This window comes from Euzebyella saccharophila (assembly GCF_014855495.1).
Lineage (GTDB): Bacteria > Bacteroidota > Bacteroidia > Flavobacteriales > Flavobacteriaceae > Euzebyella > Euzebyella saccharophila.
Map to the genome: position 1 here is coordinate 745,522 of NZ_JACYFJ010000001.1, position 16,450 is coordinate 761,971.

The 16,450-nt window shown below is 39.4% G+C and carries 16 protein-coding genes; 7 read left to right on the plus strand and 9 right to left on the minus strand.

The features are described from left to right. Window positions 1-21: 21 nt before the first annotated feature. Window positions 22-1,023: an AAA family ATPase gene (locus IL355_RS03070; protein WP_187456719.1), complete on the minus strand. Its 1,002-nt coding sequence runs from the start codon at window positions 1,021-1,023 to the stop codon at window positions 22-24. A gap of 157 nt (window positions 1,024-1,180) precedes the next feature. Here IL355_RS03070 and IL355_RS03075 point away from each other — a divergent pair, with 157 nt between their 5' ends. The 3 genes from IL355_RS03075 to IL355_RS03085 all read left to right on the plus strand — a co-directional run bounded on the left by IL355_RS03075 (window position 1,181) and on the right by IL355_RS03085 (window position 4,078). Then, complete coding sequence (locus IL355_RS03075) at window positions 1,181-2,053, plus strand: aldo/keto reductase (protein ID WP_192460721.1); 873 nt, start codon at window positions 1,181-1,183, stop codon at window positions 2,051-2,053. 9 nt (window positions 2,054-2,062) lie between these two features. Continuing rightward, window positions 2,063-2,821: an SDR family NAD(P)-dependent oxidoreductase gene (locus IL355_RS03080; RefSeq protein WP_192460722.1), complete on the plus strand. Its 759-nt coding sequence runs from the start codon at window positions 2,063-2,065 to the stop codon at window positions 2,819-2,821. Between the two features lie 120 nt (window positions 2,822-2,941). Next, entirely contained in the window at window positions 2,942-4,078 is a 1,137-nt protein-coding gene (locus IL355_RS03085) for an ATP-binding protein (RefSeq protein ID WP_192460723.1), read from the plus strand. Here the strand turns inward: IL355_RS03085 and IL355_RS03090 are convergent. Then, window positions 4,075-5,028 carry a carbohydrate kinase family protein gene (locus tag IL355_RS03090; protein WP_192460724.1) on the minus strand — a complete coding sequence of 318 codons (954 nt, stop codon included), beginning with the start codon at window positions 5,026-5,028 and terminating at the stop codon, window positions 4,075-4,077. The two genes, IL355_RS03085 and IL355_RS03090, sit on opposite strands and share 4 nt — an antisense overlap. A 151-nt stretch (window positions 5,029-5,179) precedes the next feature. Here IL355_RS03090 and IL355_RS03095 point away from each other — a divergent pair, with 151 nt between their 5' ends. The 4 genes from IL355_RS03095 to IL355_RS03110 all read left to right on the plus strand — a co-directional run bounded on the left by IL355_RS03095 (window position 5,180) and on the right by IL355_RS03110 (window position 9,210). Then, the gene (locus IL355_RS03095) at window positions 5,180-6,313 is read left to right on the plus strand and encodes an SPFH domain-containing protein (protein ID WP_192460725.1); all 1,134 of its coding nucleotides are present in this window, start codon (window positions 5,180-5,182) and stop codon (window positions 6,311-6,313) included. Between the two features lie 30 nt (window positions 6,314-6,343). Next, a complete protein-coding gene (locus tag IL355_RS03100) occupies window positions 6,344-7,426 on the plus strand; it encodes a DNA helicase PriA (protein ID WP_192460726.1) in 1,083 nt (360 codons plus the stop codon). Continuing rightward, window positions 7,423-8,148: a metallophosphoesterase gene (locus IL355_RS03105; protein ID WP_192460727.1), complete on the plus strand. Its 726-nt coding sequence runs from the start codon at window positions 7,423-7,425 to the stop codon at window positions 8,146-8,148. Before IL355_RS03100 ends, IL355_RS03105 begins: the two co-directional genes overlap by 4 nt. Before the next feature lie 63 nt (window positions 8,149-8,211). Then, the gene (locus IL355_RS03110) at window positions 8,212-9,210 is read left to right on the plus strand and encodes an acyl-ACP desaturase (protein WP_187456711.1); all 999 of its coding nucleotides are present in this window, start codon (window positions 8,212-8,214) and stop codon (window positions 9,208-9,210) included. A 61-nt stretch (window positions 9,211-9,271) separates the two neighbouring features. Here the strand turns inward: IL355_RS03110 and IL355_RS03115 are convergent, their stop codons facing one another. The 7 genes from IL355_RS03115 to IL355_RS03145 all read right to left on the minus strand — a co-directional run bounded on the left by IL355_RS03115 (window position 9,272) and on the right by IL355_RS03145 (window position 16,297). Further along, a complete protein-coding gene (locus tag IL355_RS03115) occupies window positions 9,272-9,868 on the minus strand; it encodes a hypothetical protein (protein WP_192460728.1) in 597 nt (198 codons plus the stop codon). A gap of 21 nt (window positions 9,869-9,889) precedes the next feature. Then, window positions 9,890-10,804, minus strand: a complete 915-nt coding sequence (locus IL355_RS03120; RefSeq protein ID WP_192460729.1) for an OmpA family protein — start codon at window positions 10,802-10,804, stop codon at window positions 9,890-9,892. 571 nt (window positions 10,805-11,375) lie between these two features. Next, complete coding sequence (gene amaB / locus IL355_RS03125) at window positions 11,376-12,926, minus strand: L-piperidine-6-carboxylate dehydrogenase (protein ID WP_192460730.1); 1,551 nt, start codon at window positions 12,924-12,926, stop codon at window positions 11,376-11,378. A gap of 112 nt (window positions 12,927-13,038) precedes the next feature. After that, window positions 13,039-13,398, minus strand: a complete 360-nt coding sequence (locus IL355_RS03130; protein ID WP_192460731.1) for a DUF1304 domain-containing protein — start codon at window positions 13,396-13,398, stop codon at window positions 13,039-13,041. Window positions 13,399-13,439: 41 nt separating this feature from the next. Beyond that, window positions 13,440-14,972, minus strand: coding sequence for a CHASE domain-containing protein (locus IL355_RS03135; protein ID WP_192460732.1), 1,533 nt, complete (start codon window positions 14,970-14,972; stop codon window positions 13,440-13,442). Window positions 14,973-15,117: 145 nt separating this feature from the next. Beyond that, window positions 15,118-15,657, minus strand: coding sequence for a 3-hydroxyanthranilate 3,4-dioxygenase (locus IL355_RS03140; RefSeq protein WP_192460733.1), 540 nt, complete (start codon window positions 15,655-15,657; stop codon window positions 15,118-15,120). Between the two features lie 163 nt (window positions 15,658-15,820). Then, a complete protein-coding gene (locus tag IL355_RS03145) occupies window positions 15,821-16,297 on the minus strand; it encodes a CAP domain-containing protein (protein WP_192460734.1) in 477 nt (158 codons plus the stop codon). Window positions 16,298-16,450 lie beyond the last annotated feature (153 nt).

Below are 16,450 nucleotides of genomic sequence, written 5' to 3' on the forward strand. Positions count from 1 at the left end.
GTAGGCGGGAAATTCGGTTTTTTAGGGAACCTCAATCTCGTTTACGATCCTATTGATGATTTCTTCTGAAGTGATATTTTCAGCTTCGGCTTCGTAAGTAATTCCAATTCTATGTCTTAGTACATCATGAACAACGGCCCTAACGTCTTCAGGAACTACGTAGCCCCTGCGTTTAATAAATGCAAAACATTTGGCAGCATTGCCCAAATTGATACTTCCCCTTGGTGAAGCTCCAAAACTGATCAGTGGTTTTAAGCTTTCAAGATTATACTTTTCTGGATATCTGGTGGCAAAAATTAAATCGAGAATGTATTTTTCGATTTTTTCGTCCATATAGACCTCTTTTACGGCCTGTTGTGCACTAAGAATTTGCTTAAGGGTTACCACAGGTTTCACCGTTTCATAAGCACCCAATAAATTTTGGCGCATGATCAATTGCTCCTCGTTCATTTTAGGGTAATCGATCACGGTTTTAAGCATAAAACGGTCTACCTGGGCTTCCGGTAAAGGGTAGGTACCTTCCTGTTCCACTGGGTTTTGAGTGGCCATAACCAAAAATGGCTTGTCAAGCACAAAAGTTTCATCGCCAATGGTTACCTGTTTTTCCTGCATGGCCTCCAATAAGGCAGATTGTACCTTGGCCGGTGCACGGTTAATTTCGTCCGCGAGAACGAAATTCGCGAAAATAGGTCCCTTTTTTATGGAGAAGTCATTCTCCTTCATGTTGTAGATTAGTGTTCCCACCACGTCTGCAGGCAACAAATCTGGAGTAAACTGTATTCTACTGAAACTTCCTTTTACTGCTTTGGATAACGTATTGATGGCCAACGTTTTTGCCAGACCCGGTACACCTTCCAAAAGAATATGACCCTGTCCCAAGAGACCGATCAATAAGCGCTCCACCATATGTTTTTGGCCTACTATGACCTTGTTCATCTCTAATATTAGCAAATCGATAAAAGCACTTTCTTGAGCTATCTTTTCGTTTACCGCACTAATATCAACAGTAGTATTTTCTTCCATATAAAGCTAAAAATTACGGTTTGGGGTCGGTTGTTTTTTGAATAGTGTGCAAATTGAAAATTTATTCATTGCTTAGCTGTTAACAATTGGTTAAAAAATCTTGTAAACCCCTATTTTTGTGAAGTTTTTAAGTGATTTGTTTTTAATTTAACAGCCCATGCAAAATAACATTTTTTATTCTAAAATTATTGCCGGAACCATGACTTGGGGAAGTTGGGGCAAGCAATTTTCTACCCAAGGGATGAATGCGGTGTTGAACCACTGTTTTGAACTGGGAATCACTACATTTGATCACGCCGATATTTATGGGGACTATACCAATGAGGAGCAATTTGGAAAGGCCTTGGCCATAAGTGGTATTGCTAGAACGCAGTTACAATTAATTAGTAAGTGCGGTATACAAATGAGCGGCTCCCGTAAAAACAAGGTGAAGCATTATGAGTACTCCAAGGAATATATTATTTGGAGCGTGGAAAGGTCATTGGGAAAATTACAAACGGAGTATTTAGACTTGCTGTTGCTCCACAGACCAAGTCCGTTGTTGGAGCCTGAGGAGGTTGCCGCTGCGGTAGCGCAACTAAAAACACAAGGCAAGATCATGCAGTTTGGGGTATCCAATTTTAATCCTGGGCAGATTGCAATGTTGGAAACGGCTGTTGCCGTGGAAGCCAATCAAATTGAGTTTTCCCTAACCCAAAACGGTGCGCTGTTAGATGGCTCTTTGGATGATTGTAAAGCCAACAGTAGAATGGCCATGTCTTGGAGCCCTTTGGGCAGTTATTTCAAGAAAAGTACCGATGTTACCTTGAGAATAAAAAAGTGTCTTGCCGATTTTACCAAAAAATACAACGCCACGGAAGACCAACTACTTTTAGCTTGGGTATTAAAACATCCGGCCAATGTGAGCCCTGTTGTAGGTACCGCAACCTTATCCCGCTTGGCATTGGCTCTTGGGGCTACCGAAATAAATTTGGAATTGCAGGACTGGTTTTTATTATTGGAGGCAGCAAATGGACAAGAAGTCCCTTAAAAACAAAAAATGGAGAACAAAACAGTATTGATTACAGGAGCTACAAGTGGAATTGGCCGTGCAACTGCCATCCTTTTTGCGGTTAAAGGATTTAGACTTGTACTATGTGGTAGGCGCCAAGACCGGTTAGAAGCCTTGCAGCTTGAATTGGGCAAAAAGACACAGGTTCATATTTTGAATTTTGATGTTAGGGAAAAGGAAGCCGTTAAGAACGCTATTGCAGGTCTCCCCAAAGAATTTTCCAAGATTGATGTACTTATCAACAATGCTGGAAATGCCCATGGTCTAGACCCTATTCAAGAAGGTATCGAAGAAGATTGGGACGCTATGATGGACATCAATGTAAAAGGTTTGCTATATGTATCCAAAGCGATTATTCCCCAAATGACCGAACGTACATCCGGTCACATAATCAATATTGGGTCAACCGCTGGAAAAGAAGTATATCCCAAAGGAAATGTGTATTGCGCAAGTAAGCATGCGGTGGATGCCTTGACTACTGGAATGAGAATTGATCTTAACCCATTTGGGATCAAGGTAGGTGCGGTAAATCCCGGTGCAGTGGAAACGGAGTTTAGTAATGTTCGGTTTAAGGGCGATGATGCCAAAGCGGATGCTGTTTATATGGGTTTTGACCCTTTGGTTGCGGAGGATATTGCCGAAACACTCCTATTCGTAGTAACCAGACCTTCACATGTAAACATTGCAGATTTAGTCATTACTCCCACCGCACAGGCTTCTGCAACTGTCTTTAATAAAGATGATTAGTGAGAAAACCGGATGTTTGGATACGCAAGTTTAAAATATCCTGAAATAATTCTAAAAAACAGGTTAAAGAAGCAAAAGTCTGTAACTTCATTTATATCTTCATAGGAGATTCTCTCTTCTATGATCAATAAGCGTTTACTTGTTAAAAACCTTCTCGCACATAATGATGAGAATAGTTTTTATGATAAGAAGCGTTTTATAGATATAGGTCAAAAAGAGGGGAAGGCCAAGTTTTTAAAGCATGTTTGTGCGCTGGCCAATAGCAACCCATCCAATAATTCATATATCGTAATTGGGGTTGAGGATGAGGATAACAAAATTATTGGGGTCGATTTTTTTGACGATAGCAAGATTCAAAACCTAGTGAATGCCTACTTGGTCAATCCACCTTTAATATCTTATGAGAATATTCCTTTTCCGCATTTGCCCGAAGGGAAGGTTGTTGGATTGGTCACCATTAAATCAATGGGGAAAGTATGTTCACTTCGTAAAAACATCTGGAAGTATTACGGGGGAATGGTATTTTTTAGGGAAGGAAGTATAAGCATGCCCAAGGCCTTTGATGTGGTTTTAAAGGATATAAATTCCGAAGTAGTTGCAACCATAGAGCAGCATGCTAGAAACAATATAGAACTTACACTTGATGGTGTTGTGGATTTCTTGAATCACAGGCACAAGGATTTAGAAAGTGAATATAAGGTCTTTAAGGAACAGTTTGTAGTCTGTTGGGCCGGGAATATGAAAAAGGTGAATGGACAAGCCTATTATTCTAGAGTGGATATTGAGCTCATCAATGAACAAGTAAAACTTTTTTACTCCGCTTTAGATGAGGTATCCATAGACTACAACGATGATTCCTTTACCACCATAGAATACGTACAACTAGGTTTGGGCTCCAAACAAGGTTACTATCCCTTAGAAAAGGTGGTCATTAATTTTAATGATAATGGAACCTATCAAATTACTGGTGATTTGCTCTTTGATCCTCCTAAGTATGATCGAAAAACGCTTTATCATATTTTCAATGCCAACAATGCACTGCTGCGTAAGTTGGATGGTAATATTGCTTTGAACAAATCCGAAAAGGCAGATTTGGTCCACCTTCCTGATACCTATCTTATTAGTTATTTAAATGGATTTGAAGAGGCCAAGGAACGCTTGGAAGAAGCTAGGCCTCTTTTAAAACAATATGATAGAACTATTTATCAATCTTTAAAAGAAGTTTTGCGTATTTTAAGAAAGGTAAAATATAACTAAGAAAGCCTGTTTTCTACTTCGTCAAGGGTCGGTAATGATGGAATTGCACCATAATTAGTGGTAGTAACCGCTCCAGCTACGTTAGCTTTTTTGATCATATCCAATAATTGATCGGAATTTTCTAGAATGACTTCCGGTTTGCTTAGAGTTGAGATTTGGTATAATAAACAGCCAATAAAGGCATCGCCCGCACCTGTAGTGTCCACCGGCTTTACGTGGATACTGGGAACGGTTGTTTTCAAGTTTGGAGTACTTATCAATGTTCCTTCCCCGCCCAAGGTTACCGTAATGATTTGAGCGCCCAAATCATGCATAAGGTCACAGGCCTTTTCAATATCATCCTCTCCCGATAATAGTTGGGCCTCCTCCATGCTAAATTTGCACAGATGCGATTTTTCAATGAAACTTCTGCATTTTTTTACAAAGATTTCTTCTTCCCCTTTCCAAAGGTCTCCCCTAAAATTTGGGTCAAAACTTATAAAGGATTCTTTGGTAAGGGCATCAAAAAAATACCTGTTATAAGCATCCTCTAATTTACCGCCAAGTAGAGCTGTGGCAGCACCAAAGTGTACCATATTTCCATTAAAACCGTTTTTGACACCAGAGTCATACGTCAATTTTTTGTCTGCCCCTCTGCTAAAAACAAAATCCCGCTCACCGTCTTCAGCTAAGGAAACAAAGGCTAACGTTGTAAAGTGCTTTGATCGTTGAGCCAAAGAGATATCAACCTTGTTTTCTTCAAGTATATTTAAAAGAAAGGTTCCAAAAGGGTCTCTCCCCACGCATCCTACAAACCTACTATTTCCACCAAGTTTGGATATGGCGCAAGCTACATTGGCCGGTGCGCCACCAGCTTTTTTGGTAAACTCATCAGCCTTGGAAAGGTCATTGCCTTGCTTTTCGGCAACAAAATCAATGAGTAGTTCTCCAATGCAGTAAATGGTTTTCATAGAATGTGAGTTAGGGGTGTAAATTAATCACAAAACCAAATTACTCCCAAATAAATGTGCGACTTTCCCTTTTTAAAATCTTGGTTAAATTCAACGCTTTGACCTCAACTGATAAATTCCTACCTTTTTAAAAATTTAAATAGGAAAAAAAATGGACATATTCAATGAAATAAAGAAAAAGCTAAGTCAGGAATTTATTGATATAGTTGAATGGCTCGATTCTTCAAATGATACCATTGTTCATCGTTTTGAACGTTATCAAAATGAAATAAAGAACAATGCTAAATTAATTGTTAGGGAAGGGCAAACCGCGGTATTTGTCAATGAGGGACAACTGGCAGATGTCTTTTCGCCTGGAACTTATACTTTAAACACAAAAAACCTTCCCATTCTAACTACGCTTAAAGGATGGAAATATGGATTTGACAGCCCTTTTAAGGCAGAGGTCTATTTTGTGAATACCCGCCTTTTTACGGATGAAAAGTGGGGAACAAAGAACCCAATAATGCTAAGTGATGATCGGTTTGGCCTGGTTGAAATTAGGGCTTATGGAACCTATAGTTTTAAGATTAGTGATCCCGGTAAGTTTGTGGTAGATGTGGTGGGTACAGACGGAAACTTTACGAGCTATGAGGTAAACGAACACTTAAAGAGTTTGATAGTCACCCGATTTACGGATACCGTTGGCGAGGCCAATTTGCCCATTGAGCTCTATGCCGCCAATACCACCGAGCTTTCACAGACATGTCAAGAAGTAATGCAGCCGGAGTTTGACAGGGTGGGTATTGAATTGGAAAAGTTCTACATTGAGAACGTCTCTATGCCAGAAGACCTTAAAAAGGAAATATTTGAATATAGTAGGTTAGACAAGCTGGACATGGCAAAATTGTCACAATTTAAGGCTGCCAAGGCAATGGAAGCTGCTGCCAAAAATGAAGGCGGTACCGCCGGTGCCGGAATGGGCATGGGTATGGGCTTTGTACTGGCGCAACAAATGGGTCAAATGATGAATCCTCAGTCCAATCAAAATTTGGCATCTCAATCGCAACCTTCGGTAGTTCCACCTCCAATGCCCTCACAGATACTATATTATTATGCGGTAAATGGTCTGCAGAACGGTCCAGTAGGCGTAGAAAGGTTACGGGAGCTTTTTGCTAGTAGGACTATTAATAGGGATACGTTGGTTTGGAAACAGGGAATGGGGGATTGGTCTGCACTTAAAGATGTAGCTGAATTAAAGTCGTTTTTAGGAGGAAATACCCCGCCGCCACTACCTACGGCTTAGGGATATTGATTTTGAAAACCAATTGTTTTTATGGAAGAATCCCAAAAGTCTGAACATAAAAAATCATGTGCCAATTGTGGTGCAGAATTAAAATTTAAACCAGGTTCGCATCAATTAAAATGTGAGTACTGTGGCTACGAGGAATTTATAGAACAGGCCAAAAGTAGTTTTGAAGAATTAGAGCTACAACACTACTTGCAAGCGGTAGGTCAAAATGCATATACGGATACCATTAGCCTGTTACATTGTAAAAATTGTGGTGCAAACCAACATGTAGAGGATAATTACAAATCCTTGAAGTGTGTATATTGCAGTGAACCGCTTATTAAGGAGGATGAAGAAAAAGAGGGGTGGATTTTGCCCGGGGCCTTAATCCCCTTTAAATTGGACGACCAAAAGGCCAAAACTATTTTTAAAAACTGGGTAAATGGTATTTGGTTTGCTCCCAATAAATTGAAAAGGGCCGCACTGGATCCAGAAGGACTTCACGGACTATATTTACCTTTTTGGACCTTTGACGCCAATTTATTTGCCCAATATCAAGGGCAAAGGGGTGATTATTATTATGAAACCAAACGTGTACGTACCAAGCAAGGCTATAAGAATAAACAAGTGAGGAAAACGCGTTGGTCCCAGGCAACCGGGAGGGTTAATGGTTTCGTAGATGATATTTTGATCAATGCATCAGAAAAAAAGAGAAGAGATATACCTGCTAAAATTGCTTCATGGAACTTAAAGGAACTGGTTCCGTTCAACTCTAAATATCTAAGTGGCTTCGTCACGGAAAAATATACGGTATCTTTAAAAGAGGGTCATCATCTGTCTTTTCAAAAAGCAAAGGATATTGCCTATACTTGGATACGCAGGGATATTGGAGGCGATACCCAAAGAATTCATCACGCGGATATCAAACTCAGTGATGAAAAATTTAAACACGTGCTTTTACCAGTATTTATTTGCTCTTACACTTATAATGGAAAGGAATACCGGTTTTTTATAAATGGGCAAACGGGGGCCTTGAGCGGCACAAGACCCTATTCTTTTGGGAAAATTTTCTTTTTGGTGGTGTTTGTCCTTGCTATCATAGGTATAATTGCGATTTTTGCCCAATGAGAACATTAGCAATAGGTGATATTCATTCTGGGTTGCGAGGATTGGAACAACTTTTGGATCGGGCAAAAGTTACAAAAGAAGATCAACTCATATTTTTAGGCGATTATGTAGATGGATGGAGCACTGCGGTTGAAACTGTTTCATTTTTGATCGAACTAAAAAAGACGCATAACTGTATTTTCATTAGAGGTAACCATGATGTCTTGGCGCAGGATTGGTTGCTTTATAAAAAACACAATCCAATTTGGCTTCAACATGGGGGAACCGCGACTAGGGCTTCCTATGACAAGGCCGATCAAAAAACCATTGCAGACCATCTTCAGTTTTATGATTCCTTAAAGAATTATCACCTTGATACGGAAGGTAGGCTTTACCTTCATGCCGGTTTTACCAATTTAAAAGGAATAGAGTTTGAATATTTTGAGCAGACATTCTACTGGGACCGTACACTGTGGGAACTGGCCTGTTCGCTAAATCCGGATTTAAGCCCTGAGGATAACCGCTACCCAAAGAGACTAACCCATTACAAAGAAATTTTTATTGGTCATACCCCTATAACAAAAACAGGTTTAGCAGAGCCAAAAGTGGCGGCTAATGTATGGAATGTAGATACGGGTGCCGCCTTTAAAGGGCCACTTTCCATGCTGGATGTAGATACCAAAGAGGTTTGGCAAAGTGATCCTGTTGAAACATTGTATCCAGATGAGCAAGGAAGAAATTAAAAATAGCTTTCCTATTTCTGCAAATTGACTAAATTATTGACGAAATTTGTAAAAAAGCATAACATGCCGGAAAAGAATATAAGATTAGAAGTGATGCAGGCTATAGAGCCTCAGGTTGAAGGGTTTATGGATTCTTTTCTGCTTCCAGTAGAAAAAATTTGGCAACCTAGTGACTTTTTACCGGATTCTGAAAGTGATAATTTTTTGGAAGCCGTAAGGGAATTAAGGGGAGAATCCAAGGAATTAGGATATGATTTTTGGGTCACCATGGTGGCAGATACCATTACCGAAGAAGCCTTGCCTACCTATGAATCTTGGTTAATGGATGTTGAGGGTATTGATCAGCATGGCGAGAATAAAAGAAACGGTTGGGCAAAATGGGTTCGTGCATGGACCGCAGAAGAAAATCGTCATGGAGATGTCTTGAACAAATACCTTTACCTTTCCGGTAGGGTAAATATGAGGGAAATTGAAATTACCACCCAGCATTTAATATCTGATGGTTTTGATATTGGTACCGATAGGGATCCCTATAAAAACTTTGTATATACGTCATTTCAAGAATTGGCTACCAACATTTCGCACAAAAGAGTAGGCCAAATGGCGAGAAAAAAGGGCAATGTCCTTTTAGGTAAAATGTGTACGATAATTGCCGGGGATGAAATGAGGCACCACCTGGCATATAGAGAATTTGTAAAGACCATTTTTGGAGAAGATCCTTCTGGTATGATGTTGGCATTCGCCGATATGATGAAAAAGAAAATTGTAATGCCCGCCCATTTTTTAAGGGAGTCTGGTGGTATGATCGGGGAAGCTTTTGAGAATTTTTCCAATTGTGCACAAAGGCTAGGGGTGTATACAGCTCAAGATTATGTAGATATCTTAAGGAAATTGAATAAGTATTGGGAGCTTGAAAACGTAAGAAGCTTATCTGATGAGGCGGAAAAAGCCAGGGATTATTTAATCAAACTTCCGGCGCGTCTAGAAAGGATAGCCGAGAGGATGAAGTTCCCTGAAGATCAATACAAATTCAGTTGGGTTGAGGCCAACGGTATGCTGTAGTGATGACCACAATTTAAAAAACCGGCTTTGGAAGAAGCCGGTTTTTTTATGCCTTGTTAAATTATAATCGACCATGATCGTGTTCGTCTTGCCATTTGGCCAACTCTGCCCATTTACCTTCATAGCACATTTTGGCTTGCATATGCCAGGAAGAGGGATCATGTATTCTATAACGTTCTCCGCCGGTGGCCAACACTTCTTTACAACTGGCAACGGAAGTCTCGGAAAGGGCTTTCCAAGTAGCTATATCGGCACCTTTAAAGAGGCCTTCAATTTTTGGCCCAATCCCTTCAATGACCTTTAGGTCATCTTGTTTAATATTTTTACCGAATACTGCCTTCGCCGCAGCGGCATCAAAAGGTATAGGCACGGGTGCAGCCTCTACTTCGGCAGTAGCTCCAAAAGAGCTAGTAATATTGGAAGTGCTGCTAGGGGTTGGTTGGGGAATGGAAACTGGTTTTTCGGAGAGTTTCTTGGTGCAGGCAGCCAAATCTGCCTGCAGCTTGGCATTTGTTTCCCTGCATTGTTTTAATTCTGCAGAGTGGTCTACAACAGTTTCACTTTTGCCTTTTCCAAGAAGATATCCAAAAAGAGCACAAAGAAGTCCCACAAGTAGTGGGATTATCCAACACCAAATGTTCATGTTTTCAAAGTTCATTTTTTAAAGATTTAAGGTTGATTATTTAATAGATATTACGGTTCTTCTATTCTTTGCTCGCCCTTCTTCCGTCTCATTTGTGGCTATTGGGTTAGCTTTGCCCTTTGAAGCCGTGGTAATTTTATTTTCAGAGATACCATTGCTAACCAAATAAGACTTGGCAAAATCTGCCCTTTCTTGGCCTAATCGAATATTAGTGTCGTTGGAGCCTTTACTATCTGTATACCCCGTTATTTCGCAAAGTGCATCCGGTACCTTGTCTAAGTAACGCGTTATATCCGCTACTTTTTGTCTTTGTTCCGTATTGAGGTCAATAGAAGCTTCAGCTGTGTTAAAATACAGGATTAACGGGTTATCTTTAATTTTTTGGTAGAGCGCGTTAATTTCCTCCTGCGCATTTTCTGCTATTTCGTCAAGGTTAAAATCTATGGGACCCATTAGAGTATCACCATCTGGCAACATATCATCCTTAAGTTCTCCACCAATATTGATTTTTGACGATGGAATATTTTGGGATATTAGGTAATTTTTAACCGAGTTGGCTCTGGCCACTCCAAGGTTGGGAAAAGCAGTTTTGTTTTCCTCTTCGCTCTTGTAATAGCCCACTAGGTTCACCACTTTGTTTTCATGTTCAGCTAAATAACTGCTCAAATTTGAAGAAATGCCCGTTGCCACGTTGTTGGAAAGAGGTTGAATGAATTCGTTGGAGGAAAGCTTGAAATTAAAGTTGTCTTCCGTTTTATAATTTAAATCTCCATCCGATAGTATCAAGGGATTGTTTGTAGGTTGCTGTATCATTGGAGGTGGTGTACTGACCTGCTCTGGTTCGGCTGCCTTTGCTTCCTGAAAGCAACTGCTACAGCAGGTCATGTAGAAGTAAATACCCGCTAAAATGGTAATGACAATTCCAAGCAGGTTGGTTGTTGTTCTAGTCATGGTTGTACAATGTTAAGTGTTTCATCTACAATGTATTAAAAAAATCCACAACACCTGTTAAAATTTCGCTCTTAATTCTTCATAAATAGTGGGTTATATACTGTTAATTATACTAGGTTCTTAATTTTGTCTGGCTTTAGAGTCGTGCTATAACCGATAAAAGCTACCGCTGATCGATGAAATGCCAAGTGGTAATTACCATTTATACAGTTTTTTGGAACACTTATTTTATGATCTTTGACATTGATACATGATTATTTACCATTCATACAAATAATGTGGATTCATAGGTTTCGCTTTTCTATATTTATCATCCCTTTTAAAAATGACTGATAAGATTCTTGAAAACTGGGTAAGATTAAAAGGCGATTTCAATACTTTGAATACGGTAGAAGAACGATTCATATAAATAAAATAACCAACATATTTTTAAACATGTTGGTTTTATAGTATTGGAAATCTGCTTTGTAAGAAGCAGAGTTGTTTGAGTTAGTTTAGTTTAAAAACCCGTTTTATTAATTCTTGTCTGTTCGGGGGAAGGGCAAGGAAGAAAATAGGCGGGTTTTACTCTTTATAAATCAAACTTTATTCCTTGCGCCAAAGGTAGCTCTGTGGTGTAATTGATGGTATTGGTCTGTCTTCTCATATATACTTTCCAGGCATCCGAACCACTTTCGCGTCCTCCTCCTGTTTCTTTTTCTCCGCCAAAGGCCCCACCAATTTCAGCTCCCGAGGTTCCAATATTTACGTTCGCTATACCGCAATCACTTCCTTCTGCGGACAAAAATCGCTCTGCCTCCCTAAGATTATTCGTCATAATGGCAGAGGAAAGGCCCTGTACTACGTTATTTTGAATTTCAATGGCATTTTCTACCGGACCTTTATACTTTAAAAGATAAAGAATGGGAGCAAAAGTTTCATGTTGAACAATTTCAAATGTAGGTTCCGCTTCCGCAATGGCAGGTTTCACATAGCAACCACTTTCAAATCCAGCTCCGGTAAGCTCCCCACCTTCCACCAATAGGTTCCCTCCTTCCTCGACTACTTGAAGCAATGCTCTCTTGTAATTTTCTACCGCTTCGGTATCAATTAGTGGACCTACGTGGTTAGATTCATCCAAAGGGTTTCCAATTTTTAATTGGGAGTAAGCATCTTTTAGGGCATTTTTTATTTGATCATATATTTTTTCGTGGATAATAAGCCTTCTTGTGCTGGTGCAACGTTGGCCAGCAGTACCTACCGCCCCAAAAATAGCTCCTATAATGGTCATTTTTATATCGGCATCCGGAGTAACAATAATGGCGTTGTTTCCGCCTAGTTCCAATAAGGACTTCCCGAGTCTGGAGGCAACCGCTTGAGCTACAATTTTTCCCATTCGTATGGAACCAGTGGCAGATACCAAGGGAATTCTTTTGTCATTGGATAGATATGCACCTACGCTATAATCCCCGTTTACAAGACATGAAATACCCTCCGGTAGGTTATTTTCCTTGAAGACATCTGCAGCAATTTTTTGACAAGCAATGGCACATAAGGGAGTTTTTTCAGATGGCTTCCAAATACAAACATCACCACAAACCCAAGCAAGGGCCGTGTTCCAGGCCCAAACGGCAACAGGAAAGTTAAAGGCTGAAATAATACCCACAATACCTAGGGGGTGGTATTGTTCATACATGCGATGGCCAGGTCTCTCAGAATGCATGGTAAGACCATGCAGCTGTCTGGATAAGCCTACGGCAAAATCGCATATATCTATCATTTCCTGTACTTCTCCCAATCCCTCTTGATAACTTTTTCCCATCTCATAAGAAACCAGTTTGCCCAACGGTTCCTTAAGTTCCCTTAACCTATTGCCAAACTGTCTCACGATTTCCCCGCGCTGCGGAGCAGGTACGGTCTTCCATTTTTTAAATGCAAGTGACGCCGTGTCAACTACTTTATCATAATCTTCCCTAGTCGTAGTGTTTACTTTAGCAATCAAATTTCCATCTACTGGGCTGTTAGATAGAATTTCATTACCATTTCCAAAGAAATTTGAACCGGTGGAAGTACCGCTATTATGGGGTTCAATATTTAATTTTTTTAAAACATTTTCAATGCCGAAGGAAATTACTGTATCCATAATTTTATAACTATTTGCAGGTGTAATGTTATATTTTATTCAAATATACGTTATTGGCTGATGGATTGTACATTTTAATACTTTTCGTTCTAGCTGAAATGAGAAAGGATTCTCAAAATCGTAAAAGAAGAAGGATTATTCCAAGTAGGGCCGGAAGTGCTTGAACAAAGAAAATTTTCTTATCCGCCGTAATAGCTCCAAAAATCCCAGCCACCGCAACACAGGATAGAAAGAAAAAAGAAACATTCGTTTGCCAAATAACATCGGTAATAAAAAAGGTCCAAATGAGCCCTGCAGCCAAAAAACCATTGTAAAGACCTTGGTTGGCTGCCATAGGTCTGGTAGGTTCAAATAATTCTGGGGAAAACCCTTTAAAAATTTTCCTTCCTTTAGTTGTCCAGGCAAACATTTCAAACCACATAAAATATAAATGGAGCAGGGCAACTAGACCTATGAGAATTTTGACTATCATACCTAAAGATAACCAAATTCAATTTTAGTTAGATTTAAAATCTAACTAAGGTTTTTGAACTTCAAATCAAATTGGGTGCCCTCTGCTGTTGAGGCATAAGTAAGGGTTGCGGTAATCTGTCTGCATAGGGCGCGGATAATTTCAAAACCAATACCCTCTGCCTGTTCAAGTTCAAATCCTTCGGGGAGACCTTTGCCATTGTCACGGATACTTAGAAAGACATTTTCTTTATCAAGTCGACTTACATCTATGGTAAGTTCATTGTATTTGGTGGTATCTGGGTAAGCATGCTTTACCGCATTGGTAACCAATTCCGAAATAATTAAGGCAAGAGGTACCGCTCGGTCAAGGTCTACGGAAACATAAGGGCAATCAATTTTGTAGGTGAACGAAGGGGATATCTTTTTTTGATATTCCATTAAATCCATTAAATAGTCATGAAGGTTCACCGCTTTGGAATCCTTGTCCTGATAGATTTTTTGATGCGTAAGGGCGATGGCGGATATTCTTGCCTGACTATCGGATAGGGCCGTAATTGCCTCCTTGCTTACCAATTTTCGCTTTTGCATATTCATTAAGCTAGAAGTAATCTGCAAATTGTTTTTTACCCTATGATGAATCTCACGTAACAAATTTTCCTTCATTTTGTTGGAGGCTTCCAACTCACTGGTTCTTATTTGAACCCGGGCCTCTAAACGATCGTGGTATTCATCGTTTTTCTTAATAGTATAGAGAATTAGTCCTGTAGTCAAAACGCCCAATAATAAAATGATGTAAGATTCCGGTACATGGGGGTAGTCAAAATAATCGCGTTTCGGTAAAAAATGAACATTCCAGACCCGGTTAGAGGCTTTCACACTTTTAATTATTGATTTTTTATTTACAATAGTTTGTGAACTGTCCATGAAATTTGAAAATAGTGGAGAGGATTGAGCGGCGGGATCGGTCAGCGCCATATGCATCAGAGGGAGTTCATTTTTCAAAGTTCGATTAATGAAGATATCCATGCGGTATATGGCAGCAACTATTCCCTTTGTTTCTTTGGTTTTAGGATTTTTAACTGCTTTTATAGCTAGAAAACCTGGTAATCCATTGTTCTTTTGAACCAATTGTATGGGAGCAGTTATGGTAGTTTGATTGGAGGATATAGCCAGATCTATGGCCGTTTTTCGCGTTGTTTCAGAATAGTTGTCAAAACCTAAGGCGTCTTTTAAAGGCTCTAACGGATTTAAGAGAACAATTGGATAATGTACGCTCTTTGAGTCAACTCTAATAAAATTACCATCTGCGTCCGTTGTGGTAATGTCCGGTATATCTTTAATTGTCCCATTTTTGGAAACAGTGTCTATCCGTGGGGCCCATTCCAATGCCCCAATATTTCTTAATTCCATTAAATAAGGGTTCGTAAACCTTTCAAAAAGTTCTTGTGAAACCTCATCATGGTTTTCAAAGAAAAAATTCATGGATTCCATTACAAGATTGATCTTGTTGATTTCATCTTCAATTTTTATGAGGGACCTGGAAATAGCATTGTTTACTGACTCTTGCTTATTTAAGAGGGCCTTTTGATTCATGTTGTAAAAAACAACAAAGGATATACATATTCCTATTAAGAATACGGATAGATATTTGAATTTTTGAAATTTAGACATTTTAGAAAGCTGGGTAAATACTTGGGGAACGACCTGCTAGTCAAGTCTATTTCAGGACGGTAAAAACTTAATCTTTTGCAATGAAACGTTCGTCAACAGGCATGACCGTACCACAGTTATTGCAAGTTCTTAGGTCTTTGGAGTTATAGAAATGCTTAAAATGAGCCAAAAAGTCTTTCTCTATATCATGTAGCGTAAAATAAGCTTCGTAAAGTTTGTGGTTGCAATTATCACAAAACCAGAGAAGCCCGTCATCTACATTCATGTGGTCACGCTTTCTCTCAATGACCAAACCTATACTCCCATCGTGTCTTACGGGTGAGTGAGGTACTTTTGCGGGGTGAAGATACATGTCCCCTGGTCCTAGTTGCATGGTCTTTTTTCTTCCCTCTTCCTGAATATGAACCTCAATAGTACCTTCCAATTGATAGAATAGCTCTTCGGTTTCATTGTAATGATAGTCCTTTCGGGCATTGGGCCCTGCAACGATCATTACTATATAGTCGCCCGCATCTTTATAAAGGTTTTTGTTGCCTACGGGAGGTTTTAAGGAATCGCGATTTTCACTAATCCATTGGGTAAGATTAAAGGGGGCTTTAATGGCCATAGTCTTAACTTTTATAGGTTAAACTTTATACTTAAGTCAAATAGCTGATCCCATTGGGGGTGGGGTCTCAACTTTTAAGCAATAAAAAGCTAAGTTAACCAAAGTAAAATAAACCATAGCCGTAACCTTAATTAGTTACGATGATAAAAAGACTGGAAAATACTTATCTGAAAAATATTTGGGTAAAATACAAATCTCCGTTTTGGTTTTTTTTGACGCTAACCGCGGTATGGGTAAATTCTCCTTCCATCGTTTCCTTGTGGTTATTGCTGTTTAACCAACCGGTAAAGGCTTGGGAGGCATTAACGTAATCTTTTGCCACATTTTCGGCAACAAACTCCGCATTAACTTCTGAAGAAATGGAAGAGGCCCTCTTAGTAAAATTATCATGGTTTAAAGAACCAACGGCCATCATATAATCCGTGTGGTCATTTGCCTCTTTGTAAGCAATGGAGCTGAACTCAAGTGAATTTCGTCCAAGGGATAACCTATGTTGGTTGACTACTTCTAAAAGTTCACTCTCAATCTCCGGTACGTTCTCGGCCTCAATGATATTTGTAGTTTCAACTGACTCCTTTGAACAAGACGCCAATGTACATACAAATAAAACCAAGGCACCAAAATGCCTTATCATTTTCATATAGTGTTCTATTTGTAAGTAGGTGTGTTCCCTTATAAAGGGTAGGTGAGATCCGGGGGTGTTCTCATGTTCTCTAAATATCGATGGGGATTATCGATAAGGCGAATATCCAAAAAAATATAACCACAGGATGTTAATAAATGCTCTTTTCGA

What these genes read in the sequence shown, in the direction of transcription:
- IL355_RS03100 (WP_192460726.1), top strand. Translation starts at nt 6,344, where the DNA reads ATGGAAGAATCCCAAAAGTCTGAACATAAAAAATCATGTGCCAATTGT.
- IL355_RS03140 (WP_192460733.1), bottom strand. Translation starts at nt 15,657, where the DNA reads ATGGCCATTAAAGCCCCCTTTAATCTTACCCAATGGATTAGTGAAAAT.
- amaB (WP_192460730.1), bottom strand. Translation starts at nt 12,926, where the DNA reads ATGGATACAGTAATTTCCTTCGGCATTGAAAATGTTTTAAAAAAATTA.
- IL355_RS03120 (WP_192460729.1), bottom strand. Translation starts at nt 10,804, where the DNA reads ATGACTAGAACAACAACCAACCTGCTTGGAATTGTCATTACCATTTTA.
- IL355_RS03135 (WP_192460732.1), bottom strand. Translation starts at nt 14,972, where the DNA reads ATGAATCAAAAGGCCCTCTTAAATAAGCAAGAGTCAGTAAACAATGCT.
- IL355_RS03090 (WP_192460724.1), bottom strand. Translation starts at nt 5,028, where the DNA reads ATGAAAACCATTTACTGCATTGGAGAACTACTCATTGATTTTGTTGCC.
- IL355_RS03070 (WP_187456719.1), bottom strand. Translation starts at nt 1,023, where the DNA reads ATGGAAGAAAATACTACTGTTGATATTAGTGCGGTAAACGAAAAGATA.
- IL355_RS03145 (WP_192460734.1), bottom strand. Translation starts at nt 16,297, where the DNA reads ATGAAAATGATAAGGCATTTTGGTGCCTTGGTTTTATTTGTATGTACA.
- IL355_RS03105 (WP_192460727.1), top strand. Translation starts at nt 7,423, where the DNA reads ATGAGAACATTAGCAATAGGTGATATTCATTCTGGGTTGCGAGGATTG.
- IL355_RS03075 (WP_192460721.1), top strand. Translation starts at nt 1,181, where the DNA reads ATGCAAAATAACATTTTTTATTCTAAAATTATTGCCGGAACCATGACT.
- IL355_RS03130 (WP_192460731.1), bottom strand. Translation starts at nt 13,398, where the DNA reads ATGATAGTCAAAATTCTCATAGGTCTAGTTGCCCTGCTCCATTTATAT.
- IL355_RS03095 (WP_192460725.1), top strand. Translation starts at nt 5,180, where the DNA reads ATGGACATATTCAATGAAATAAAGAAAAAGCTAAGTCAGGAATTTATT.
- IL355_RS03115 (WP_192460728.1), bottom strand. Translation starts at nt 9,868, where the DNA reads ATGAACTTTGAAAACATGAACATTTGGTGTTGGATAATCCCACTACTT.
- IL355_RS03080 (WP_192460722.1), top strand. Translation starts at nt 2,063, where the DNA reads ATGGAGAACAAAACAGTATTGATTACAGGAGCTACAAGTGGAATTGGC.
- IL355_RS03110 (WP_187456711.1), top strand. Translation starts at nt 8,212, where the DNA reads ATGCCGGAAAAGAATATAAGATTAGAAGTGATGCAGGCTATAGAGCCT.
- IL355_RS03085 (WP_192460723.1), top strand. Translation starts at nt 2,942, where the DNA reads ATGATCAATAAGCGTTTACTTGTTAAAAACCTTCTCGCACATAATGAT.